Consider the following 24,626-nt stretch of genomic DNA (forward strand, 5'->3'; position numbering starts at 1 on the left):
TAATGACACGTAATGCGTCATGCTCCGATAATAGTCCGAAAGCGGACTATTATCATTATTTCAACCTGCTCCAATAAGGGTTTCCCGTGCGCACATCCCTGCTGTTTTTATTATGCCTTCCCGTTATAACAAGTTCGTTTTGTCACGCCGCGGGAATACAAATCGGCCGCACCCGCATAATTTACGATGCTGCAAAAAAGGAAGTTGCCCTGCCGCTTACGAACAGTGAAAAAGAATTGCCCTGGCTGATCCAGACCTGGACAGACACTGGCGATGGCAAAACGCGTGGGCCCTTTATTGTCACGCCCCCCCTCTTTCGACTCGATCCTCAAAAAGAGCAAAGCCTGCGAATCACCTGGAACGGCAGCCCGTTACCGAAAGACAAAGAGACGCTGTTTTATTTGAATGTCCGCACGGTGCCCGCAACCGCCGCAGAGGATGCCGATAAAAACGTGCTACGACTCATCTACAAAACGCGACTGAAGCTGTTCTGGCGTCCCGTGGGGCTCAACGGGACGCCAGGCGAGTCCTGCAAGAATCTGCGCTTCGTTCGCCAGGGCCAGCAGCTGACGGTGATAAACGACAGTGCGTTTTACACCGTTTTTGACTCTCTCTCGCTAGGCTCGCAGAAGCTCGAAAGCGCCGATATGGTGGGGCCAGCATCACGCGTTGATATCCCTCTTCCCGACGCTGCACCGGCGAATGACGTCAGTTGGCGGTGCATTACCGATTACGGCAATGCCTCCGAAAAATACACGTTCCATCTGACCAGGGGATAAACGACAGAATGATTGCAGGACGTAATTTCTTGCCTGTTGGGGGAACCTTTCGGCTGAATTCGGTTACCCGCTGTCTGGCGAGTACCCTGATGTTAATGATTTTTTCCGCAGATGCCCGGGAGTATCTCTTTTCCCCTTCCTCACTCGAAGGGGACATGCTGACGCAGCAGGATATCGACCTCTCGCTTTTTACAAAATCGAACGCCCAGTTGCCCGGCACCTACTCTTCCGTCATCACAATCAACGATCGCAGGCTGAAGGATGCCAACATTCGCTACGTCAGCAGATCTGACGGGCGCCTGATCCCCCAATTGAGCCCCGCGATGCTGCGCGCCTGGGGCATTAATATCGACCGTTATCCTCCGTTGCTGAAGCGTCCGGCGGAGGAAACGCTCCCAGAGTCGCTGGATAACTATATTCCACAGGCGTCTGCAGAGCTTGATTTCTCAACAATGACGCTTAGGTTGAGCATCCCCCAGGCCGCGCTGGCTGATAACGGTCGCGATTTTATCGATCCCTCGCGCTGGGACGATGGTGTTCCCGTCCTGTTCAGCGATTATTCGCTGTCGGGCTCGCAAAGCAAAGAAGATCGCGAGGACAGCACAGAAAGCCGCTATCTGAATTTGCGTACCGGGGCGAACCTGGGCGGCTGGCGTCTTCGAAACTACTCAACGTGGAGCAAATCGGACGGCGATTCACAGTGGGATAACATCAATACGTTCCTGCAGCACGACATCGACGCGCTGAGAGCGCAGTTCACCGCGGGCGAGAGCAGCACGCGCGGCGAAGTGTTCGACAGCCTGCAGTATCGGGGCGTCAATCTCGCCACGGACGAAGAAATGTTGCCCTATAGCCAACGCGGCTATGCACCGGTCATTCGCGGCGTCGCCAGCTCGAATGCGGTCGTCTCGGTGCGCCAGAACGGATATCTCATCTACCAGCAGAACGTAGCCCCCGGGGCGTTTGAGATCAACGACCTTTACTCCACCACCAACAGCGGCGACCTGGAAGTGACGGTGAAAGAGGCCGACGGCACCGAACATCACTTTACTCAACCCTACTCAAGCATCGCCATTATGCAGCGCCCGGAACACATGAAGTATGAATTGACGGCGGGCCGTTATCGCGCAGACAGCGGGAGTGACCAAAAGGAGCCCGACTTCCTTCAGGGGAGCGTCATCTACGGCGTCAACAATCTGCTGACCTGGTTTGGCGGGCTAACCCTTTCGCAAGACTATAATGCCCTCAATACGGGCGCTGGCATCGCGCTGGGGCCGCTGGGTTCGCTCTCTACAGACGTCACCGCCGCCGATACCACGCTTGACGACGGCAGCAAGCATGTCGGCCAGTCCTGGCGCGTACTCTATTCGGGGAAAATTGACGCCACCGATACCAATTTCACGCTTGGCAGTTATCGCTACTCGAGTCGCGGGTATTACAGCTTTGCTGACGCTAATCAGAAGCAGGACGGACACGATAACGATTTGCTCTTCCGCTATAACAAACGCAACCGCGTTCAGGCCAGTATCAGCCAGAACCTTGCTGGCGTCAGTCTCTATCTTAACTGCTACCAGCAGGACTACTGGGGGACGTCGAAAAAAGAACGCAGCCTGTCGTTAGGTTTTAACACTGTTCTGTCTGGGGTGAGTTATCACCTGGCATATACCTACAGTAAAACGAACGACGAGGAGGCCGACCGGATGGTCTCCTTCGGCTTTAGCGTGCCGCTAACTCGCTGGCTCCCCCGCGCGTGGAGTAGCTATAACATCAGCAACACCAAAAATGGCTACACCCGACACAATATCGGCGTCAACGGAACGCTGCTGGACGACGAACGTTTAAGCTATTCGCTGCAGCAAAGCCATTCTAATCACGATGGGGAGGATACCAGCAGCGTATATGGTACCTATCGTTCTCAATACGCCAACCTGAATGCCGGTTATTACGCCTCTTCCGGCAGCGCGGAGCAGATGAACTACGGGATCAGCGGGGCCATTGTTGCGCACCCGCGCGGCGTTACGCTGGCGCAGCCGTTAGGGAGCCAGTTTGCCATTGTCAATGCCAACGGCGCCTCCGGTGTACGCTTCCAGAACCAGCAGGGTATTCAGACAGACTGGCTGGGTAACGCCGTTATCCCGTCCCTGACGCCGTATCAGGAAAATGCGATTCGTATCGACACCGCAAGCCTGCCCGAAAACGTAGAGAGCAGCGATACGTCAATCCGGGTGATCCCTTCACGTAATGCCGCCGTTGAAAGCCGGTTCGATGCGCACGTTGGTTATCGGATGCTGATCGCATTAACCCGCCCCGGCAATCAACGCGTCCCCTTTGGCGCAATCGTCACCAGCGCGAACGCGGACCTGAGCGGCATCGTGGACGATACCAGCACGGTATACCTGGCCGGCGTCGGCGAGCCCACACAGCTCACGGTGAAATGGGGAAAAGCGCCAGACCAACAGTGCGTCGCCCATATTTTACAGCAGGCAGAGGGATACACGGAGAGCCCTAACGGTATCCGTTCAACCCGCGCGCTTTGTCAGCAGGAAACAGCTTATGCTCACTAAAATGAAAAGACGAACCCTTACGGTTTCTCTGACCAGCACGCTGATGCTGGTATCGACGGGGTCTTTCGGCGCCGTCACGGTACTCAAAAATTGTTTCGGAGCCCCACAGACGTATTCCATTGATTACCATCATGAATTTACATCGACGGAAAACGTTGCAAACAACGATTATGATATTCCGGGTCACCTGGTCGGCGCAGGTGCCGACCTGGAAGCAAACTGCACGTGCCCGGGAAACATGTTTTCGTCAAGCACCGTCTACGAAAAAACCCTGGCTGGCAGTCCCCTTAACCCCGGCACCAGCGGTACTGGCTATCTTACGGATAAAATTGATGCCCACATTACTGGCTATGCGGATGCGATTAACTCCCCGGACGGCAGCTCGCTCACCCCAATCCCGATCAATGAGTACCCGACCCCGCGGGGAAATATGCTTACCGTGCTCGAATCGAGCCTGTCTAAAACAGAAGAAGAAAGCGACGTATGCAGCAATGACTCCCGGCCTGACGGTGGTGCCGCATCGAAACGCAAGTTTCGCTGGAACGTCGTGGCCATGCTGCTGCACATAAAAAAACCGATACTGGGTGAAGAGGTGATCCCGGCGACGCTCATCGCCCAAAACTACGCCTGCCTTTATATTGGCACCGGTGGAAGCTGCGACGCCACTCAGGCAGAACACGTCTCTGATATCTGGTTTGGCGGCACCCTTTCTGCACCGCTGAGCTGCACCATCAACGCAGGCAGCACGATTGAAGTCGAGTTTGGCAGCATCGTCAGTAAACAGTTTACCCGCAAAGGGCAGCCGCCTCAGGGCTATGCCCTAAAAAGCGTCGATATTAACTACCACTGTGACGATAACGCCGTTGGTAATAATGACCGGATAAAGCTCACCCTGACGGCCGACCAGGGCATAGTGGATAGCAGTACGCCCTACATTGCTAAGCTGCTTGAAAGGGACGATCTGGGCGTGCGGGTGTACGACGAAAATAGCCAGAACGTGGCGCTGGATGGGACTTATGCATTTCCAGTAAATCTGGACGAGCAGGGAAACGGCAGCGTTAAAATACAGGCGGTTCCCGTCAGCACTACGGATGCCACGCCCGCACCGGGGAGCTTCGAAGGAAACGTCACGGTGAAGATGGATCTGCGCTAGAACAGACCCTCAGGTTACGCAGGCAACCTGAGGGTAACGGCACCAATCAGAAGCCGAGGCTGTCCAGCAGATCGTCAACCTGATCCTGGCTTGCCACCACGCCCGCTTTGCTGGCGTCGAGCTGTGGGCCATTGAGCAGGCTTTCGTTCTCGCGTTTTGGACGGGCTGCCGGTTCCGGGATGTTCTCCAGCAGAACCATCAGCAGCTGGCGTTCAATCTCCTGAATCACATCCATCATGCGCTTGATCACCTGACCCGTCAGGTCCTGGAAATCTTGCGCCATCATGATATCCAGCAGTTGGGCGTTGGTGAAGCTGGTGTGGCCCGGCACATCCCCCAGGAACTGACGGGTATCGGTCACCAGCTCGCGGGCATTCGCCAGCTCAATCGGGTTCTCGAACCACTCGTCCCAGCGTTGGGTCAGCGCTTTCGCGCCTTTTTCCATCGCATCCTGATGGGGCTGCGACGCTTCAACGCTGTTCAGCGCACGTTCTGCCGCCTGGGCGGTCATCTGCACAACGTAGTCCAGACGATCTCGCGCGTCAGGAATCGCTTCCGCCGCTTCCGCAATCGCCTGATCCAGACCCAGCTCACGCAGGCTGTCACGCAGCATGCGCGTCAGGCTGCCAATACGGACGATGATATCGCTCGGCGAGTGTTCTTCAACGGGTTTCATAGCAGGTTGCAACATTTCCATCACCTCACATGCCGAGTTTCTCGAAGATCTTACCGAGCTTCTCTTCCAGGGTTGCCGCGGTGAATGGCTTCACCACATAGCCGCTTGCGCCCGCCTGTGCAGCAGCAATGATGTTCTCTTTTTTCGCTTCTGCGGTGACCATCAGAACCGGCAAGGACGCCATTCCCGCATCGGCACGAATGGTTTTCAGCAGCTCCAGACCGTCCATGTTTGGCATGTTCCAGTCGGAGATAACAAAACCAAACCCACCCGCCTGCAGTTTGTTCAGCGCATCAACGCCGTCTTCTGCTTCTTCAACGTTGTTGAAGCCCAGCTCTTTCAGCAGGTTGCGCACAATGCGACGCATGGTGGAAAAGTCATCCACAACCAAAAACTTAAGCTCTTTATCCGCCATAAAATAATACTCCTGAGTCAAATACGTATTGCCTGTCCGGCACTGATTTTCGCCAGCATCTGCTGGCTTACCTGGCTAAGATCGACCACTTCGCTCACGCCACCCATATTGATGGCCTCGCGCGGCATGCCGAACACCACACAACTTGCTTCATTCTGCGCAATCGTCCAGGCGCCAGCCTGGTGCATTGCAAGCATTCCGGCGGCACCATCGTTGCCCATCCCCGTCAGGATCACCCCAACGGCGTTGCGCCCCGCATGTTTCGCCACCGAATGAAACAGCACATCCACCGACGGACGGTGCCGGTTGACCGGCGGTCCGTCATGAATTTTGATTTGATAGTTTGCACCGCTGCGCGCCAGCTCCATATGCTTATCACCCGGGGCGATATAGGCATGTCCCGGGAGCACGCGCTCGCCGTCTTCCGCCTCTTTCACGCTGATCTGACACAGCTTATTCAGGCGTTCGGCGAACGAGCGGGTAAAGCCTGGCGGCATATGCTGGGTAATCAGAATACCCGGACTTGAAAGCGGCAATGGCTGGAGTACATGACGAATTGCCTCTGTTCCTCCGGTTGACGCCCCAATCACCAGCAGTTTTTCCGAGCTGAGTAACGGGCCGGCCTTCAGGGTTGCCGGGGCGGCCATTGGCTTATGGGCCGCCAGTTTTGCCCGCGATGCGGTACGAATTTTCTCCGCGATCATCTCGCTATACGCCAGCATCCCCTCGCGAATACCGAGCTGCGGTTTGGTGACAAAATCTACCGCCCCCAGCTCCAGCGCGCGCAGGGTGATTTCCGATCCTTTCCCGGTCAGGGAGGAGACCATCACCACCGGCATCGGCCGCAGCCGCATCAATTTCTCCAGGAAATCGATGCCATCCATGCGCGGCATCTCGACATCCAGCGTGAGCACGTCGGGGTTATATTTTTTAATTAAATCCCGCGCGACCAGCGGATCGGGCGCCGTTGCTACCATCTCCATGTCGCTGTGGCTATTGATGATTTCAGTCATGATCTGACGCATCAGCGCTGAATCGTCGACAGACAATACCCTGATTTTACTCATGCTTTTTCCTTACTCAGCGCATATACCGTTTGCCCACGCAGGCTAAACTCTCGCGCGAGGTTGCTGAAGTTTTCCGAGTGCCCGGCAAACAGTAAACCGTCAGGCTTGAGCAACGGAACAAACCGACGCAGAATGTCCTGTTGCGTCGTTTTATCAAAATAGATCATGACGTTACGGCAAAAAATGGCGTCGAATGGCCCCGGCACGTTGTACTGCTTGTCCAGCAGGTTAACGGGCGCGAATTCGACGCAATTCGCCAGCTCCTGGCGTACGCGTACCAGGCCTTCATGCGGGCCTGTCCCACGCATGAAATATCGCTGCAACTGCTGCGGCGACAGCGTTTTCAGTTCGTCCTGGCGATACACGCCGTTGCGCGCCTTCTCCAGCACCTCGGTGTCGATATCGCTGGCGTAAACCTTCCAGCGCCCGGGTGCCATCCCAAGCGTGTCGGCAAGTGTGATTGCCAGCGAGTACGGCTCTTCACCGGTCGAGGCGGCCGCACTCCAGACGCGATACTCCCCGGTACGACGCCGCGCGTGCTCGGCCAGTACCGGGAAGTGGTGGGCTTCGCGGAAAAAGGCCGTCAGGTTAGTGGTTAACGAGTTGATAAAAGCCTGCCACTCTGCGCTGTTCTGGTTGGCTTCGAGCATGCTCAGATAGCGACCAAAATCATCCAGCCCCAGCGTACGCAAGCGCCGCACCAGACGGTTGTAGACCATGTCCCGCTTATGATCCGCAAGCACGATCCCTGCACGCTGGTAGATTAACTGACATATCCGACGAAAATGCGCGTCGGACAGCGCGAGGCGCTGTGTCATCTGCAACAATAATGACGTTTGCCCAGGGGGCATTGGTGATGTCATAGCGCCTTCTTAATTACATTCAGGATACAACTGGCACGGCCTGCGACCGCCCGACTTCTGTTACTGCTTCAACGTGCTCTTTCACATTAAATACCGCGACCAGCCCGGTGAGACGATCCGCCTGGCTGGCCAGCTGATCGGTTGCCGCTGCCGCTTCCTCAACTAACGAGGCATTCTGTTGCGTCACCTGATCCATCTGGCTGACGGCCTGAGCAACCTGCTCAATGCCGCGACGCTGTTCGTCCGACGCAGACGCAATCTCGCCCATGATGTCGTTAACCCGCGTGACGGAGGTGACGATCTCATGCATGGTATGCGCCGCCGTATCCACCAGGGCTGAGCCTTGCTGGACGCGTGATACCGACTCTTCAATCAGGACCTTAATCTCTTTCGCCGCGTTGGCGCTGCGGCTGGCCAGGTTACGCACTTCCCCCGCCACGACCGCAAACCCACGCCCCTGTTCACCGGCGCGCGCCGCTTCAACCGCGGCATTCAGCGCCAGAATGTTGGTCTGGAACGCGATACCGTCGATCACGCTGATGATGTCACCAATCTTTTGCGAGCTGGTGGCAATCTCCTGCATGGTGCTGGCAACGTGAGAGGCCTGATCGCCCCCTTTTTTCGCCGTCATTGCCGCCTGTTTTGACAGGTCAGACGCCTGACGCGCGTTATCGGCGTTCTGGCTGACCGTCGCGGTCAGCTGCTCCATGCTGGCCGCCGTCTGCGCCAGCGAGGCCGCCTGCTGCTCGGTGCGGGAAGAGAGATCGTTGTTGCCTGCCGCAATCTCTGAGATCCCGGTGTGCATGGCATAACTGCCCTGACGCACATCGGAGACGGTTTCCCGCAGGGCACCCTGCATCGCCTTCAGGCTGGCAAAGATCGCCGAAATTTCGTTCTTACCGAACACCGCCACCGGACGCGCCAGATCGCCCTTCGCAATACTGTCGAAGTGGCTGCTGATAATCGCCAGCGGCTGCACAATCATTTTGCGTGACCAGAGCAGTGCCCCACCGGTCAGTAGCCCCGCCAGAATCACGACGACGCCAAAGATCACACCCGACATGTGATAGCTGATACGGCTGTCTTCCTCTGCACGTTGAACAGACTGGTTAATATCCTGCTGCCACGCGTTAAAGCTGCCGTCGAACGCATCCTGTGAGGCCTGCACCGGCGCGGTCATAAAGTCCGAGAGCTGGTTGTTCTCAAGCCAGGTCGCCTGGTGATCCAGATCGCTGTACCACTGTTCAAAGTTCTTCTTCATGGCGGCTTTCAGCGCGTGCTCTTTCTCGCTGCCCGCCGCCTGCGCCGTGAAAGCGTTAAACTGTGCGCCAGCCTGTTTCAGGCTGCTTCGCGCGGTGGCCATCAGCGCTTTAATGTCATCCGGCGGATAGCTCAGCGCGGTTAAGGTGCCCGCCTTGTTCAGCGCAGTGCTTGCCTGCAACAGCACGGCACGCGTTTGTGCCAGTGCGGAGCGCTGCTGATTACTCGCCTCAACATCCTGCAAATTCTGATAGCCATCGCGAAACGCCCAAAAAGACAACCCGTTACTGCCAACCTGCAACACACCGCAAAGGATCAGAATCAAAAACAGTGTGGTCGAGATACGAATACGATTTAACATCCACGCTCCCATCAAGCGGCAAGCAGCCGCGGTTTAATTGTCAGTCAAAATGTTTCCCAGTTTTCATCTTGTCCGGCCGGTGCAGCACGCAGGCGAGTTGCCGTCGATTCGGCGGCAGGCGCTTTATACGTGGCTTTCGCAGTGACCGTATTTCCAGCGAGTGAAGCGAGACGAAACGCCGAGACGGCCATCTTCAGACGGCTCGCCTGGTCTTCAAGGGCAGCGGCCGCGGCCGCGGACTCCTGCACCAGCGCGGCGTTTTGTTGTGTCACGCGATCCATTTCCGATACCGCCAGGGCAACCTGGTCGATACCACGACTCTGCTCATCAGATGCAGAGGCGATTTCACCCATGATGTCCGTTACGCGGGTAACAGCATTCACGATGTCATTCATGGTCTCCCCGGCGCTTTCCACCAGTACCGAGCCGGTATCCACGCGGGAGACGGAGTCTTCAATCAGGGCCTTAATCTCTTTCGCCGCGTTGGCGCTGCGGCTGGCCAGGTTGCGTACTTCCCCGGCAACCACCGCAAACCCGCGACCCTGCTCACCCGCCCTCGCCGCTTCCACGGCGGCGTTCAGCGCCAGGATATTGGTCTGGAAGGCGATGCCGTCGATGACGCTGATGATGTCGGCAATTTTCTTCGAGCTGTCGGCAATTTCGTGCATGGTTTTCACCACGCCATCCACCACGCGGCCGCCGCGCTGCGCCGTCTCGGAGGCGCTTTCTGCCAGCTGAGAGGCCTGACGGGCGTTATCGGCGTTCTGCTTCACGGTTGCGGTGAGCTGCTCCATGCTGGCAGCGGTCTCTTCCAGCGCGGACGCCTGCTGCTCGGTACGGGATGAGAGATCGTTATTCCCCATCGCAATTTCGCTGGTGCCGGTATAGATGGCATCCGTGCCGCTACGCACGTTGGCGACGGTATCGATGAGCGAACGCTGCATATGGTCAACGCTGTTAGCCAGTTCGGTAATCTCATTGCGCCCGGAAACGGCCAGCGTTTTGGTTAGATCGCCACTGGCAATTTCACGAATGTGGGTAATGACGCGACCGAGAGGATTCAGCAGGATGTGGCGAATGCCGTACCACACCGCGACCAGGACAATAACCAGCGCCAGCGCCATCGCCGCCATCTGCCATTTCGCAAAGCGGTAGTCATTCTGGCTTTCCGTAAAGGCCGAGTGATACAGATCGCCACTGGCCTTCGCGTATTCCCCGAGCGCGGCGCCGAGTGCGTTTTGCATCCCCTGCGTGGGCTGTGCGAAATAGGCGTCCATGTTGCCACTCTCCAGGAACTGGATCAGCTCCGTAAGGCCAGCAAAGTAGGCAGTGTATTTTTCATCAATGTTCTGGCTAACCTGCGCCATAGCAGGCTGCGGCGCGATCTGTTTGAAGGCGGCGTAGTGTTTTGCGGCGTCAGCCAGGGTGGCGCGGGCATTTTTCAACAGATCGGTCTTCGCGCTGCTCTGCTGATTGGTAGGGTCCATCATCATGCGCGCGGACGAGCGGCTCAGGTTGATACGCGTTTGCAGCATCAGATCCCACGTCGAGGTGAGTTCACTCTGCTGCAGGCGAAGATCGTTCGAGGCGGCGAAACTGTCCTGGTTCTGTTTTAATGACGAGAAAAAAAGCCCGCCGGAGATAAGCTGAAGTAGTGCGAAAATGACCAGCACCATCATAAGCATTGTGACAACGCGGATACGGTTCAACATACAACACCTTCTCATAGATTTATTAACGGTGTTATCGGCACAGGCCACAGGAACTTTACATTTGCGAAAGGGAAAAGCGTGGACTAAAACGCGACGTCAACAATCAGCGTATCGGTGTAGGTGCCAGCGGGCGGCGTAGTCTGACTGGTCAGGACCTTCGCGGTGTAGTTGTAGGTGCGCAGTAAACCGTCGGTGCTGACCTGGGACGCGGTCGCGCTGGTCCAGCGTTCGGCACCGCTGCCGCCCCAGCGGTTGGTGGTGGCTTCTTTATAAATGTCATAACTGAGGAAGTTGCTGCCGCTCACCATACGCCGTACGTTGTTCAGGGCGTTGGCACCATTATTAATGCCAATGGTGTAGGTGCTGCCTTTAGTACAGGTCACGGCAATGGCCTGCGAGACGGTGGGGAAACTTTGCACCAGCGGCGCGCTGTTAAAGTTCACGTCCGGCGTGGTCATGGCGCTGCAGTCATTGGTGACGGTCATGTTCAGCAGAATACTGGTTGTTGCGGTTCCCGACTGGGGAGACGTACAAAGGCTTCCAAGGCCGACGGCACAGACGTTGTAATTGATGCTGAAGGTCAACAGCACCTGGTAAGGCCCGGCCGTCACGTTTTGCCCGGCGACGGTGCGAAAATAGAGCGGTATGTTGTACCGCTTTGAGCCAAGCAACCCCAGCAGGGTGTTACCGCTCCAGGTATACGATTTACTTATCTGCACTTCGCTACTGCTCGCACAACCCGATAATCCACACAGCCGGGTGGGGATCACATCCGTAATACTCGTGTCGTCGGTGCGTTTCAGGTTGGCGCGGCTGTTGCCCGAAACCGACGCTGCGGTGTAATTCAACGTCACCGAATCGTTGGTCAGAACATTCAGTACCGCATCGCATGCCACCACCAGCGTACCGGTGGTTTCCACCTCCCCGGTGCCGCTAAGCGCAAACGACGTGACGCTACCAAACGAGGCATTGACCGTACTGATGGTACACGCCGCCCAGCCCCCGCAGGAGAACAGCAGCAGCATCAACAGCAGCCAGCGTTTCACGGGCCCTCCCGACACACCAGCGGACCGTAGGTTTGCAGCTTATGCTGCGGATTAGGCCCCACGTTCAGTGTCGCCGTGCAGCGCTTCCCGGCAGGCGTGATCACCTCAAGCGGATTGACGTCGCTGAGATTCTCCAGCCAGGCGATCCCGTCATAGCCCACCACCGCATTACTGCGCGAGGCTCGCCGCACCTGGCTTCCAACCGGAATCGCTTGCCCGCGCGCATCATGCAGAATGACGCTTGCCACTCTCTCCTGCTCCATCGGGAAATCCACCAGATAACCGCTGTGACGACGGATGGCAATCCGCCGCTCCGTCTCTTTCAGACGGGTATCCGCAGGCAGATTCAGCGTATCAATCCGGTAGCTTGCCGGGTAATACGCCGACACCCCGCTGACCAGCAGGTAACCGTTGTTATTCGTTTTACCCACTGGCTGGTTCTCATAGCTGACGGGCACGTCCGGATGACCGTCGGTGCTGATCACCACAAACGCATCGTTGATTTTGTTCGCCGCAAACAGCTCTCCGTCCATCAGGACAATCGCGCCCATTGCCTCGCCCCACCAGGTCATGGTGTCTCTTTCGCCGTAGCCGCCGCCCTGCAGTTCGATGTTGTTATTGCGCCAGCCCAGCGTACCCTGCTGATAATCACTGGATTTTGACTGGTTTGCCCAGGCCATGTTCCAGCTAAAACCACCGTCAGAAGGCATGGAGTGGTTATAGTTAATCCGCTGCGTGCTGCCCGCATCCGGGGTGTTCTCAACGGTGACGGCAGCGCTGTCGCGTGCGCCCAGCGGCACCTGCAGCGAGAGCGCAACCGTCCAGTCCCCCCGCTGCTGGTCCCGGCTGCCGGCCAGGTAAATACTGCTTGCGCCCCACAGATTTCGGCTCCATGAGAGATTCAGCAGCTCCGTTTTTTGGCCGTCAAAGCTCTCTACGCCGATCCAGGCCGTGCCAATATTGCCGTACTGCCCCATATTAAACGTCAGGGAATACTGGTCCGTATTGCGGCTAAAGCTGGCGATGGGTTTGTCGTTTTCGTCATACACCGTCGGCTGGTCATAAAGGGCAAGATTGCCAAAACCGCGATCGCGACGCGTGTGCTGGGTGGCCACGCTGAACTCGCTGGTATTGTACTGGTAACCCCAGTTGATTTGCCCGCCGTTGTCTCCGCGCATGCGGCTTTGTGAGTAAGAGGTGTTCACTACGCCAAACTGGCCGAGTTTGATCACCGTCCCTGCCCCGCCCAGCGCCAGCTCCTGCGCCCCTTCCGCATGGCCCTCCAGCGTCAGCCAGTCGGTCACCCCGTAGCGATACGAGCCGCTACCGGCAGCAGGACCGTAGTCAAAATTCCTGATGCCATAGTTACGGCGCAGGCTGCCGAGCGTCACGGCGCCGTCACTCAGCCCTTGTTTGAGCAAATCGCTGGTGACATAAAACGGTAGCGTGGTACTCACCTGACGGCCCAGCGCATCGGTGGTGACCAGCACCGCATCCCCGGCACCGTTGATATAGGGCAGATTGGTCAGGGTGAAGGGGCCAGGCTGAAGCTGGGTTGAGCCAGAGCGATAGCCGTTGATAAACAGATCCACCGAGGTAGGCACCGCGGCTTCACCCGAAAACTCCGGCAGCGGCCATGTCACCAGGTCCGGGCGCAGGGAGAAATCACGTCCGTAGCTAATACCGCCCATCCGCACGCTGGAGGTCCAGCTCAGGGCATCGCTGATCACGTCCCCCGCGCTCAAGGTGGTCGCGTCATCCTCACGGGTTATCAGCAGCGTCGTGTCATAGCGAACATACCCTTCCTGTTGACCGTCGTTTCCGGTGAAATTTTTCCGGGCGTAGCCGGTGGAGGAGAACGAGCCGTTCTCGTTGAAGTAGCGGAATTCATGCCAGAGCGACGCCTGACCGCCGATATGTTCCGTGTGGTTGGTATACAGATCGTAATTCAGCAGCGCCCCGCGACCATAGTGCGGTTTGGTCTGCGCCGTTTGGGCACTGAAAGGCGTCACCCGGGCACTGATCCAGTCGCGGGGAACGGTCAGCAACAGGCGCTGTGCGGCACTGTCATACGCCACACGAACCTGACTTAGTGAGGCGAGATTCACCTCGCCGGCGGGCACATGTTCCGGGGGGAGCCCCGCGCGCAGCAAATCGGCGCTGGAGATAAAGAAAGCGCCGTTACGTTGCGTCACGGGTACCACCAGACCGGTGTCGTAGTGGTTGAGCACGAGGGCAAGCTGGAAAACCGCCTCATCATTTACCGCCTGCGCCTGAGGAGGCGGCGGTAAACTGTCGTCACCGGGATCGGCCCAGGTTGTGGTGCTGACGCAAAGCAGTAGCATCATTGCCGGCTTCAGTTGACGGGCGTCGACTGCCATTGTTCATCCCTGGCATTAATCTGCGCGCTCATCCGGTCCGGCTGACGAACGCCAGCGGGTATTGGCCAGCTGCGGGTGCTGCCCGGGAGGACGTAACCCAGTAATCCCTCCGCTACGGTGCGTTTCTGTCCGCCCTGCTCCAGTGACACCTGGCTTAATCTGACGTGCACATCCCCCTGATTACGTACCTGTAATGCAGGCTGTCCTCCCTCGTGGGTCACGCGCCAGCTCAGGTTTCGGGTCTCGGCCAGGGCATGATGCGCCCCCTCTTTAAGGGTCGGGATACCCTGTCCGTAGACAAACAGCGGAATGGAATAGCGCATCTGTAATTTAAGGCCGATGGAGGGTTCGGCTTTCGCGTCGGGCTGGGGAATTTCATCAACAATAATGCGGTAGGCTTGTTCGACCCCGACAGGGACTGCGCTCTGTTTGATAAGGCGAATCAGCTGTTTATTGCCTTTCTGAATGGTGACAATGGGCGGGCTGGCGACCACGTCCTGCTGCGCGCTGTAGCGTTCGTATCCCCCTTCCTGCTTCCAGCGCACAATACGCACCTGCATCGTCGTTGCGCTGTTTCCCTGGTTCTGGATCCACAGCTCCGTGGCGTTGGCATCTGCGGCAAGCCAGGGATCGATGGGCCAGAGTAGAATGGTGGCCGCCGCCTGCGCCTCGCCTGTGGCCGCGACGCCTGATAAAACACCCGCCAGACACAACTGCCGGAACAATGGCTTCATCGACTCTCTCCCTTTATTACCATGACAAGGTCACGGTGAGCTGATCGGTATAGGTTCCTGCCGGGCTAAAGCCGGTCAGTAGCGCCACGCCAAACAGCGGCAGCGCGATGTTATTACTGTTGGTATAGGTCACCGGTATTGCCTGGTTAACGCCAATTTCGCTGTTGGCGGCCAGCGAGCTACTGCTGTAGAGCCGGTACGGCACCAGTTCTGTTCCTCCGGACCGCTTCATCCGACGGACGGATGAATAATTTTGACCGCCATTAATGCTCATGCTCAGCGCCACGCCAGGCGTACAGGCGATAGACAACGCCCCGTTTGGCACAAAGCTGGTACTGACTGGCGCGCTTTCCACCCCGTTATGGGTGCCAAAATCCAGCGTACCGAGAAGCCCCCCGCTACCGGTGGCCACCGCGCAACCCGGTACAATGGTCGCGCTGACCTTAAAGGACTGCGATGTCACCGCCCCCGCAGCAGGTATCAGCAACAGCCCGACGATCAGCGCGAAAAAAGGCTGCACGCTTCCCTCTGCGCGTTTGCGCAGACCTGTAAAAGGGGCCTTCATGGCAGTGCAGATCTAATAGGTCACGCTGACGTTAATCGTGTCGGTATAGGTGCCGGGTACCACCGTTACGCTGTTCCCGCCTCCGGTAATGCGGCCGTACAGGGTATAACTGTCGACCCCACCTGCCGTAGACGCGATCGGCAACGCGGTGTTATTGGCAATCACAGAGTTGAACCCGCTGTCGCTGTACAGGCTATAAGCCACGCCCTGTGCCGCGTTGGCCGTATTGACCAGGTAGCGCTCAGGCGTCCCTGGCGACCCCACCACGGAGCCAGGGGCGGTGGAATGGGTATTGCCGGTTATCGCGACCGTATAGCTGGCGGTCGTACACTGGACGGTAAAGGTGTTTCCGCCGCTGGCGCCGCTCAACTGCGTCGTAAGGGTGGAAAACGTTGCGGGATGGGTACCAAAATCGAGCGTCCCGAAGTTAATACCACTTTGCGTGGGCGATCCGTTTATCAGGCAGCCGTTTGTCAGCGTCAGCGTCGCCCCGATGGTGCCGCTGCTGGTAACGGCCAGTACCTGATGAACTACGGTCGTCGTCAGTAATGTGCCTGCACAGATCAAAAGGAGTTTTCTTTTCATTTACCACCCTCCAGAAGACGTCTCCGTTCCCTTGCAACATTTTATTTTTAACGTTCAAGATGTTAGCCCCGCTTAACGTTCCTCTGAGGGGGTTATTGAGAATTTAGTTTACGGATATCGCTTCGACCACCCGACGCAGGGTAGTCACAACCTATGTCTTATTGACAGCATTTATTTTTTAAAAACAGAAAGTTAAACCGAAATAAAAGAATATTCGGGCGCGAAGCCTGAGGATATATCCGCAAAAGTGTGATAAGCGTCACAATATATCGTCTGCACATTAACAACAAAATTAATAAAACTTAAAAACTTGTTGTATCCCCCTACACTTTGCGTCAATTTATGTGCCGAATAATTTCCCGCGCAGTAATAAAAAATCTATATGTATCGGCGCGGGCGACATCTAAAGCGCATAGAGGGTCTTTTTTCGTGGCAAGTGCAAACAAACTCACACTCTTCATCGTGATATTCATGCTGGCGGGTATTCTTTCAGGGGCAGCAATTCATGAATACGCATCTGCGGATGCCATTAAAGCCTGGTCGGATAATATTACCCTGCTGACCGACATCTTCCTTCGTCTGATCAAAATGGTTATTGCACCATTAGTGTTCAGTACGCTGACCGTCGGCATTATGAAACTGGGCGAAACCTCCACCATTGGCCGCGTTGGCGGTAAAGCGATGGTGTGGTTTATCAGCTCATCGGTGCTCTCCATTCTGGTCGGACTGTTTATCGTCACGCTGGAGCATCCGGGAAGTGGTCTGAACCTGACGATCCCAACCGAAGCGGTAGATACCGGTCTGGCCGTTGGAGGCATGACGCTGAAAGCGTTTCTGTCTCACACCATTCCAACCAGTATCGCCGGCGCGATGTCGAACAATGAGATCCTGCAGATTGTGGTGTTCTCAATGTTCTTCGGTATCGGCGGTGCGTCGCTGGGGCAGAAATTCAACGCGCCGCTGGTTGCCGCGCTGGATGTGGTTTCCCATATCATGCTGAAGGTAACCGGTTACGTGATGTACGTTGCGCCGCTGGCCATCTTTGCGGCGATCTCCTCCGTCATTGCCACTCAGGGCTTAGGCATTCTGTTGAACTATGCCTCCTTTATTGGCGGTTACTATGTTGCCATCCTTCTCACCTGCCTGGTATTGCTCGCCGTGGGCTATATGGTTTTGAAAAAAGAGGTGTTTCGCCTGGTCAGCATGTTGAAAGACCCGGTACTGGTGGCGTTCACCACCAGCAGTTCTGAAGCCGCCTACCCTAAAACGCTGGAGCAACTGGAGCGTTTTGGCTGCTCACGCAATATCGCCTCTTTTGTTCTGCCAATTGGCTACTCCTTCAACCTGGTGGGGTCGATGGTATACTGCTCGTTCGCGTCGATGTTTATCGCCCAGGCGTATAACATTCACCTGAGTTTCTCAGAGGTAACGGTACTGATGTTAACCCTGATGCTGGCGTCAAAGGGGATTGCGGGCGTACCGCGTTCGTCCCTGGTGGTGCTGGCTGCGACCATTCCAAGTTTTAATATCCCGGTAGCGGGCATTCTGCTGCTGATGGGGATCGACCACTTCCTGGATATGGGGCGTTCAGCCATTAACGTGCTGGGGAATGGGATTGCGACCGCGATGCTGTCGCAGAATGAAGGGGCGCGGGAAGCGGAAGCTGAGCTGGTAAAGCAGGAAGCGTAAGGATATGAAAGGGGTGAGGCCTGATGCCCTCACCCCGACCCTCTCCCACAGGGAGAGGGAGCAAACATAAAAAACGGCAACCGGGTTGCCGTTTTGCTTTTACCTACGCTACGTGATTCGCCGCGATATCCAGCAGCGCCATCTCTTCGCTGTTCAGCAGCTTCTCAATGTTCACCAGAATCAGCATACGCTCGCCGAGCGCACCCAGACCGGTCAGGTATTCGGTCGACAGGGTGACCGCAAACTCCGGCGCAGGGCGAATCTGGTCAGAGGTCAGAGAGAGCACGTCAGATACGCCATCCACCACGATACCCACCACGCGCTGCCCCAGGTTCAGGACGATCACCACGGTGTTGTCATTGTAGTCAACGTCGCCCTGGCTGAACTTCACGCGCAGATCGACGATGGGCACAATGACGCCGCGCAGGTTGGTGACACCTTTAATAAAAGCAGGCGTGTTAGCGATGCGGGTAACCTGATCGTAACCACGAATTTCCTGCACTTTAAGGATATCGATGCCGTACTCCTCATCGCCTAAAGTGAATACCAGGAATTCCTGTCCTGATGGCTCGCCCGCCAGTTTCGTTACATTACTCATACCGGTCATGTTTTTACCTTCTACTTAATCAGGCGGCTGTGTACGCCACACGTTGTTCACGATTTAATCCCTGAAGCGCCGACACATCGACGATCAGCGCCACGCTACCATCACCCAGAATGGTCGCGGCAGAAATACCAGGCACTTTGCGGTAGTTGCTTTCGAGGTTCTTCACCACCACCTGATGCTGACCAATCAGCTGATCAACCAGCAGCGCATAGCGACGGCCCGCACTTTGCAGGATCACAACGATGCCCTGCGTGGCCTCGGTCTTCGCGCCGTCCACTTCGAACACTTTCCACAGTTCCACCAGCGGCAGATATTCCCCGCGCACTTCGAGCACGCGCTCACCGCCCGCCAGCGGATGCAGATCTTCTTCACGCGGCTGCAGGGATTCCATCACCGCGTTCAGCGGAAGAATGAACACTTCGTCTGCCACTTTCACGGACATCCCGTCGAGGATCGCCAGCGTCAGCGGAAGCAGGATGCGAATGGTGGTGCCGGAACCCTGCTTAGACTGGATCTCAACGTGGCCGCCCATCTCCTGGATGTTACGTTTCACCACGTCCATGCCGACGCCGCGCCCGGAAACGTCAGTCACCTGCTCTGCGGTAGAGAAGCCGGGCGCGAAGATCAGCATCCCCACTTCTTCATCGGTCATGTTTTCGTTGACCGCCATGCCCTGCGAAATCGCCTTCGCCAGAATACGCTCGCGGTTAAGACCCGCGCCGTCATCGGTCACTTCGATGCAAATATTCCCGCCCTGATGTTCCGCAGAGAGAATCAAATTGCCCACCGGCGATTTTCCGGCAGCAATGCGGTTTTCCGGCAGTTCAATACCGTGGTCGAGGCTGTTACGCACGAGGTGCGTTAACGGGTCGATGATGCGCTCGATCAGGCTCTTATCCAGCTCGGTGGAGCTACCCATCAGCGTCAGTTCAATCTGTTTATTCAGTTTGCTCGCGAGATCGCGTACCAGGCGCGGGAAGCGGCTGAAGACATATTCCATCGGCATCATACGGATGGACATGACCGATTCCTGCAGATCGCGGGCGTTACGTTGTAACTGACCCATGCTGGTGATCAGATCGCCATGGGTAACCGGGTCCAGTTCATTAGAACGTTGTGCCAGCATCGACTGGGTGATCACCAGTTCGCCCACCAGGTTGATCAGCTGGTCAACCTTCTCAACGGCAACGCGAATGCTGGTGGATTCGCTGGAGCGCGCGGCCGGTTTTTCACCACGTGCAGGTGCAGCAGCGTCTTTTGGCACCGCTTTCAGCGCCGGGGCCGCAGGCGCGACAGCCGGGGTCGGAGCCTGAGCGATGACGGCCACCTCTTCCTGCGCTACCGGAGCTTCCGCTTCGGCGGTTTCGGTTTCGGTTTCGAAGGCAATCTGGTCGGCTTCAATCACAAAGCACAGCACCGCCACGATATCGTCCTGACCAATCCCGTCATCAAGCGTAGCGGCGAGGCTGTCTTTGCCTTTCACGACATTGCTTAACGTCGCCAGGTTACCCAGCTCTTCTTCCAGCAGGTTAACCTCATTCTCTTTCAGGCGTGAAAGCACAACACGCAATTTGCCCGCTTGCGCAGCGGCTGGCGCGGTTTCACCGGCACCAACCGCATCGACAACGCTCAGTTTTGCAGCAGGGACAACGGCTGCTGCGACCTCACCTTTTGCTTCCAGAGCGAGCTGGCGAAGCGCATTGCAGATATATTCAAAGCTGGCGGCATCAGGCTCTGCCGAACTTTTATAGGCGTCGAGCTGTTCCTGCATAATATCTTTGGTTTCCAAAAACAGGTTGATAATGTCGGTATTGAGCTGCATCTCACCGCGTCGTGCTTCATCCAGCAGGTTTTCCATTAAATGGGTTGTTTCCTGCAGGATGGTAAATCCAAACGTTCCGGCTCCGCCCTTAATGGAATGCGCCGCACGGAAGATGGCATTGAGCTGCTCGGAGTCCGGTGCTTCGGGCACCAGGTCGAGCAAATGTTGCTCCATATCGGCCAACAATTCGTCGGCTTCATCAAAGAATGTCTGGTAAAAATCGCTAATATCCATGCTCACGCTATCACCTCGGATTGGCTGGTGGCGATGTTGGAACGGCAGCCGAAGGAACGGCCCCAGGCTGTTTTAAATCGTCCAGTGACTCATTCTGACTTTCGGCGTTTTCATGCAGGATGGCCTGCTCCGCCTGCTGGTTCAGCACTAAAAGACTGATACGACGGTTGATGGCGTCATCCGGCCCGCGGTCGGAGACGCGCATGGTTGCTGCCATGCCGACCACGCGCAGTACCTTGCCATCATCAAGCCCACCGGCCACCAGCTCGCGACGCGAGGCGTTGGCACGATCGGCAGAAAGCTCCCAGTTGCTGTATCCCTTCTCCCCACTGGCGTACGGGAAATCATCCGTGTGGCCTGACAGGCTGATTCGGTTAGGAATGCCGTTCAGCACCGGTGCAATAGCGCGCAGAATATCGCGCATGTACGGCTCAACCTCGGCGCTGCCGGTTTTAAACATCGGACGGTTCTGGCTATCAATGATCTGAATACGCAACCCTTCCTGCACCAGATCGATTTTCAGGTGCGGTCGCAGCGCACGCAGTTTGGGGTCAGCCTCAATCAGCTGATCGAGATCGCCACGCAGTTTTTTCAGACGCGCCTGTTCCATCTTCCTCTTCAGCTCGTCGATGTTCGGCTCTTTTTTCACCTCACCCTTCTGCTGGGTGTAATCATCACCGCCGCCAGGAATGGGGCTGTCGCTGTTAGAGATACGCGGCCCACCGGTCACTGCCGTCGCCAGCGGCGTACGGAAATATTCGGCAATCTGGATCAGTTCTTTCGGACTGGAGATGGAGATCAGCCACATCACCAGAAAGAACGCCATCATTGCAGTCATAAAGTCGGCGTACGCGATTTTCCACGAGCCGTGCGCGCCATGCCCACCGCCCTTGTGCTTGCGTTTTTTTACGATGACGATCGGATGGGACTGGTTTTTCATGCGTCCTCAGTTGTCGTCTGTTGGTTTGGGTTTTTCACCGCGCGCACGTGTTCTTCAAGTTCGATAAACGACGGACGCTCGCTGGAGTAAAGCGTTTTACGGCCAAATTCAACCGCGATCGGCGGCGCATAACCGTTGAGGTTTGAGAGCAGCGTGATCTTCACGCACTGCATCATTTTGGTGGTTTCCGCGCTCTTCTGGCGCAGGACGCTGGCCAGCGGAGAGATAAAACCATAAGCCAGCAAAATACCGAGGAAGGTCCCTACCATCGCATGGGCAATCAGCGCGCCCAGTTCGGCCGCCGGACGATCCGCCGACGCCAGGGCATGTACCACCCCCATCACCGCCGCAACGATACCGAAAGCCGGAAGCGAGTCACCCACCAGCGCCAGGCTGTTGGCCGGCACTTCAGATTCGCTTTCGTGGGTTTCGATCTCTTCATCCATCAGCGCTTCGATTTCGAAGGTATTCATATTGCCGCTAATGATGAGTCGCAGATAATCGACGATGAAATCCAGCATCATGGCATCAGCCAGAATGCGCGGATAGCTGGCAAAAATTTCGCTCTCTTTCGGGTTTTCAATATCCCGCTCAAGAGAGAACATCCCCTGCTGACGTGACTTCGCCATCAGGCGATAGAGCAGCGCCAGCAGATCCATATACATGCTTTTGGTATATTTCGAGCGACGGAACAGCAATGGAATGGCTTTCAACGTGCCCTTGATGGATTTGCCGTTGTTACCAACGATAAAAGCCCCTACCCCTGCGCCGCCGATGATAATAAGTTCAGCCGGTTGATAGAGTGCTCCAAGGTGCCCGCCGGTCATCATGTAACCGCCGAAAACTGTACCGAGAACTACCAGGTAACCTAATAAGATAAGCACGACATCATCCTTCCGCTAGTGACTATGGCAAGGACGTTCAGTTCGTAGCGTTTACCGTTTGAGGGGTAAAAAAAAGCAGCGGTAATGACTTACCGCTGCTGGAATCTTGCCCACACGTTCGGGTTAAACAGCTTGTTCGATCTGTTCATCCAGCAGTTGTGGAATAATATCGGCAGCATCCCGGGAAAGTTTACGTCTTTTTACTGCGCGGGATGGAGGCTGGCATAAACTACAGGCGAAGCTGCCAACAGGCTGATGAGCATGGGTAATAAAATTGCCATCGCAGCAATTGCAGCGCGACAATTCAAGCATTCCGCTCTCAACAAAACGTACCAGCGTCCATGCTCGGGTCAGTGCCAGCAGGGGGCCTTCGTCCTGCTGCGGGCATTGTTCAAGGTAAAGTTTATACGCTTTGATCACGGCGTCGACGCCGCTACACAAACCGGTTTTCAGAAGGTATTGCCAGGCGTTACAGAACATCGATGCGTGGATATTTTGCTCCCACGTCATAAACCAGTCTGTCGAAAACGGCAACATGCCTTTCGGCGGGGGACTACCACGTAACTCTTTATACAGTTTAATGAGGCGACCACGGCTCAGCTGAGTCTCGCTTTCCAGCATTTGTAAACGAGCACCCAGCGTAATCAGCTCCATGGCAAGCTGTATGTCACGCGCTTCCTGAACAATGCTTTTCTCGCTCATTGCTAGGCCCTTTTCTTACGGGCTGCGTCATCAGGCTGGCTGATTTCGTTAAGCAAGCGAGTGGAGAGAAGAATACCGGTATGGATCTGTTGCAGATCGTCAACACGGGATTCCTGCGTCAGACGCGTGATCGTCTGCGGATTGTCAAAACGGAACTGGCAAACCAGTTGATTCGTTTCGGCCAGTTTTACCATCTGCGGGAGGGTTAAACCACCCAGCATGGTTGCCATTTCTTCGTTAATACCCAGACGAAACATCGCGGACGCTTTGTCCTGACTAATTAAACGCTGCGCGAGCAGTAAATATGACAAATTGATGTCATAGATATGTTTTAGCAACTCGGATGTATGCATTGTTCCCATCCCGAATAACCAACTATTATTTTTATGCGGAAAGACCGCACCCCGTGATGTCGCCGGGAAATCACCCGGTATAAAAAGAAAAGGCTAAATGCATAGTTGAATCTAGGTTTGTATTCATCGAAACGCGCAAGAGTCGAAACGCAGTAACGTCTCTTACGTGGTTTATCATTTCTTACAAATAACTAAGATTTTTCCTAATTCGACGCAAACTCTACTCGTCAGATTTGCCACATACAATGCAGCCACCCTCAAATTTAAAAAAAATGTGATCAACGTCACACAATTTAAGTGAATATCCTCCATAAATCCATCAGTATGACTTGTAGTTTGTTCATTTTTTGCCCAATTGGCACAGTTTTGTATTCTTAATCGACGAATAGTCATGCAGAAGGGTGAAGCGAACTGGCATGTATCGTGCTTTTCCTGCCGTGAGCGCGCCCCGGAAACCTTCACAAGATGCTCATCTTAAGGAAACATTTTTCTTACCGTGAAAAAACATAGAGTTATGCAAGCCGCCCACAAAAATTGTTTCAGAGCGTGATCATTCGAAATATGTTTATAACGGGTTAAAACGATTTAACGGCAAAAGAGGGAAATTGTGTGATTTACGTTAAGTTGTTAATTTTTTTCATTTAGACGCGTTTTTCAGTTATTCTTCTTATAAGAATAATTAATGAATAATTATGATAAGCTTCACACTAATGTCGTAATCCCCTCTTGCAGATCCTGGTCATTCGCGGTAATGGTGATCACACGCTGTCTTTCAGACATCTAAGGAGTGCGACATGAGTTACTCCCATCTGCTTGTATCTGTTGCTGTTTCCCCCGAAAGCCATCTGCTTGTTTCCCGGGCCGTGTCCATCGCCAGGCCCAGCAATGCGCGCATTAGCCTCATCACGCTTGCAGCCGAACCCGAGATGTATAATCAGCTGGCAGCCCCCATGCTGGAAGATATTCGTGAGGTATTGCAGGAAGAAACACAGCAATTTCTGCGAGAGCTGGTAGAAAAGGCACAATATCCTGTTTACGAGACCGTAATTGCGACCGGTGAACTTAATGCTCATATTCTCGACATGTGTCGCAAACAGAATATTGATTTAGTGATTTGCGGGAACCATAACCACAGCTTTTTATCTCGCGCAGCTTGCGCGGCAAAATCGATTGTCGCGTCAAGCCATGTTGATGTGCTGTTAGTGCCGCTTGGGGGGTCGTGAACCCCCCGGAG

At 55.6% G+C, this 24,626-nt stretch carries 22 protein-coding genes; 5 read left to right on the forward strand and 17 right to left on the reverse strand.

Features of this window, described 5'->3' with window-relative positions; translation table 11 throughout:
- Window positions 1-86 precede the first annotated feature (86 nt).
- The 3 genes from ACOTY9_RS04495 to ACOTY9_RS04505 all read left to right on the forward strand — a co-directional run bounded on the left by ACOTY9_RS04495 (window position 87) and on the right by ACOTY9_RS04505 (window position 4,496).
- Complete coding sequence (locus ACOTY9_RS04495) at window positions 87-779, forward strand: fimbrial biogenesis chaperone (protein ID WP_023330733.1); 693 nt, start codon at window positions 87-89, stop codon at window positions 777-779.
- Between the two features lie 89 nt (window positions 780-868).
- Window positions 869-3,343: a fimbria/pilus outer membrane usher protein gene (locus ACOTY9_RS04500; RefSeq protein WP_348565418.1), complete on the forward strand. Its 2,475-nt coding sequence runs from the start codon at window positions 869-871 to the stop codon at window positions 3,341-3,343.
- Window positions 3,333-4,496 carry a fimbrial protein gene (locus ACOTY9_RS04505; RefSeq protein WP_348565417.1) on the forward strand — a complete coding sequence of 388 codons (1,164 nt, stop codon included), beginning with the start codon at window positions 3,333-3,335 and terminating at the stop codon, window positions 4,494-4,496. Before ACOTY9_RS04500 ends, ACOTY9_RS04505 begins: the two co-directional genes overlap by 11 nt.
- A 46-nt stretch (window positions 4,497-4,542) precedes the next feature.
- Here ACOTY9_RS04505 and cheZ read toward each other — a convergent pair whose 3' ends face one another.
- From cheZ to ACOTY9_RS04560, 11 genes are all read right to left on the reverse strand, one after another.
- Window positions 4,543-5,187 (reverse strand): protein phosphatase CheZ, encoded by a 645-nt coding sequence (gene cheZ, locus ACOTY9_RS04510; RefSeq protein ID WP_014884340.1) that lies wholly within the window; start codon window positions 5,185-5,187, stop codon window positions 4,543-4,545.
- A gap of 10 nt (window positions 5,188-5,197) precedes the next feature.
- Entirely contained in the window at window positions 5,198-5,587 is a 390-nt protein-coding gene (gene cheY / locus ACOTY9_RS04515) for a chemotaxis response regulator CheY (protein ID WP_000763862.1), read from the reverse strand.
- Window positions 5,588-5,604: 17 nt separating this feature from the next.
- Complete coding sequence (locus ACOTY9_RS04520; protein ID WP_014884341.1) at window positions 5,605-6,654, reverse strand: protein-glutamate methylesterase/protein-glutamine glutaminase; 1,050 nt, start codon at window positions 6,652-6,654, stop codon at window positions 5,605-5,607.
- Window positions 6,651-7,517: a protein-glutamate O-methyltransferase CheR gene (gene cheR / locus ACOTY9_RS04525; protein ID WP_014884342.1), complete on the reverse strand. Its 867-nt coding sequence runs from the start codon at window positions 7,515-7,517 to the stop codon at window positions 6,651-6,653. Before cheR ends, ACOTY9_RS04520 begins: the two co-directional genes overlap by 4 nt.
- 19 nt (window positions 7,518-7,536) lie before the next feature.
- Window positions 7,537-9,138 (reverse strand): methyl-accepting chemotaxis protein IV, encoded by a 1,602-nt coding sequence (gene tap, locus ACOTY9_RS04530; protein ID WP_014884343.1) that lies wholly within the window; start codon window positions 9,136-9,138, stop codon window positions 7,537-7,539.
- A gap of 44 nt (window positions 9,139-9,182) precedes the next feature.
- Complete coding sequence (tar, locus tag ACOTY9_RS04535) at window positions 9,183-10,850, reverse strand: methyl-accepting chemotaxis protein II (protein WP_421637308.1); 1,668 nt, start codon at window positions 10,848-10,850, stop codon at window positions 9,183-9,185.
- Window positions 10,851-10,933: 83 nt separating this feature from the next.
- A complete protein-coding gene (locus tag ACOTY9_RS04540) occupies window positions 10,934-11,896 on the reverse strand; it encodes a Csu type fimbrial protein (RefSeq protein WP_014884345.1) in 963 nt (320 codons plus the stop codon).
- Window positions 11,893-14,277 (reverse strand): fimbria/pilus outer membrane usher protein, encoded by a 2,385-nt coding sequence (locus tag ACOTY9_RS04545; protein WP_348565413.1) that lies wholly within the window; start codon window positions 14,275-14,277, stop codon window positions 11,893-11,895. The genes ACOTY9_RS04540 and ACOTY9_RS04545 overlap by 4 nt, the downstream gene beginning before the upstream one ends.
- Complete coding sequence (locus ACOTY9_RS04550) at window positions 14,253-15,011, reverse strand: fimbrial biogenesis chaperone (RefSeq protein ID WP_014884347.1); 759 nt, start codon at window positions 15,009-15,011, stop codon at window positions 14,253-14,255. Before ACOTY9_RS04550 ends, ACOTY9_RS04545 begins: the two co-directional genes overlap by 25 nt.
- Before the next feature lie 16 nt (window positions 15,012-15,027).
- On the reverse strand, window positions 15,028-15,576 hold the full coding sequence (locus tag ACOTY9_RS04555) for a Csu type fimbrial protein (RefSeq protein WP_032636170.1): 549 nt from the start codon (window positions 15,574-15,576) through the stop codon (window positions 15,028-15,030).
- A 12-nt stretch (window positions 15,577-15,588) separates the two neighbouring features.
- Window positions 15,589-16,161, reverse strand: coding sequence for a Csu type fimbrial protein (locus tag ACOTY9_RS04560; RefSeq protein WP_063666330.1), 573 nt, complete (start codon window positions 16,159-16,161; stop codon window positions 15,589-15,591).
- A gap of 429 nt (window positions 16,162-16,590) precedes the next feature.
- On the opposite strand from ACOTY9_RS04560, the gene ACOTY9_RS04565 reads away from it, so the two are divergent.
- Complete coding sequence (locus tag ACOTY9_RS04565; protein WP_014884350.1) at window positions 16,591-17,850, forward strand: dicarboxylate/amino acid:cation symporter; 1,260 nt, start codon at window positions 16,591-16,593, stop codon at window positions 17,848-17,850.
- Window positions 17,851-17,953: 103 nt separating this feature from the next.
- Here ACOTY9_RS04565 and cheW read toward each other — a convergent pair whose 3' ends face one another.
- From cheW to flhD, 6 genes are all read right to left on the reverse strand, one after another.
- On the reverse strand, window positions 17,954-18,457 hold the full coding sequence (gene cheW, locus ACOTY9_RS04570; protein WP_014884351.1) for a chemotaxis protein CheW: 504 nt from the start codon (window positions 18,455-18,457) through the stop codon (window positions 17,954-17,956).
- A 19-nt stretch (window positions 18,458-18,476) separates the two neighbouring features.
- Window positions 18,477-20,519 carry a chemotaxis protein CheA gene (gene cheA / locus ACOTY9_RS04575; RefSeq protein WP_058690997.1) on the reverse strand — a complete coding sequence of 681 codons (2,043 nt, stop codon included), beginning with the start codon at window positions 20,517-20,519 and terminating at the stop codon, window positions 18,477-18,479.
- Window positions 20,520-20,523: 4 nt separating this feature from the next.
- The gene (gene motB / locus ACOTY9_RS04580; protein WP_014884353.1) at window positions 20,524-21,453 is read right to left on the reverse strand and encodes a flagellar motor protein MotB; all 930 of its coding nucleotides are present in this window, start codon (window positions 21,451-21,453) and stop codon (window positions 20,524-20,526) included.
- On the reverse strand, window positions 21,450-22,337 hold the full coding sequence (motA, locus tag ACOTY9_RS04585; RefSeq protein WP_008500417.1) for a flagellar motor stator protein MotA: 888 nt from the start codon (window positions 22,335-22,337) through the stop codon (window positions 21,450-21,452). Before motA ends, motB begins: the two co-directional genes overlap by 4 nt.
- Before the next feature lie 123 nt (window positions 22,338-22,460).
- On the reverse strand, window positions 22,461-23,039 hold the full coding sequence (gene flhC, locus ACOTY9_RS04590; RefSeq protein ID WP_014884354.1) for a flagellar transcriptional regulator FlhC: 579 nt from the start codon (window positions 23,037-23,039) through the stop codon (window positions 22,461-22,463).
- Between the two features lie 2 nt (window positions 23,040-23,041).
- Window positions 23,042-23,392, reverse strand: coding sequence for a flagellar transcriptional regulator FlhD (gene flhD / locus ACOTY9_RS04595; protein WP_013096050.1), 351 nt, complete (start codon window positions 23,390-23,392; stop codon window positions 23,042-23,044).
- A 794-nt stretch (window positions 23,393-24,186) separates the two neighbouring features.
- On the opposite strand from flhD, the gene uspC reads away from it, so the two are divergent.
- Window positions 24,187-24,615: a universal stress protein UspC gene (gene uspC / locus ACOTY9_RS04600; protein WP_348565412.1), complete on the forward strand. Its 429-nt coding sequence runs from the start codon at window positions 24,187-24,189 to the stop codon at window positions 24,613-24,615.
- Window positions 24,616-24,626 lie beyond the last annotated feature (11 nt).

This window comes from Enterobacter cloacae complex sp. SHL012, assembly GCF_049237505.1.
Lineage (GTDB): Bacteria > Pseudomonadota > Gammaproteobacteria > Enterobacterales > Enterobacteriaceae > Enterobacter > Enterobacter kobei.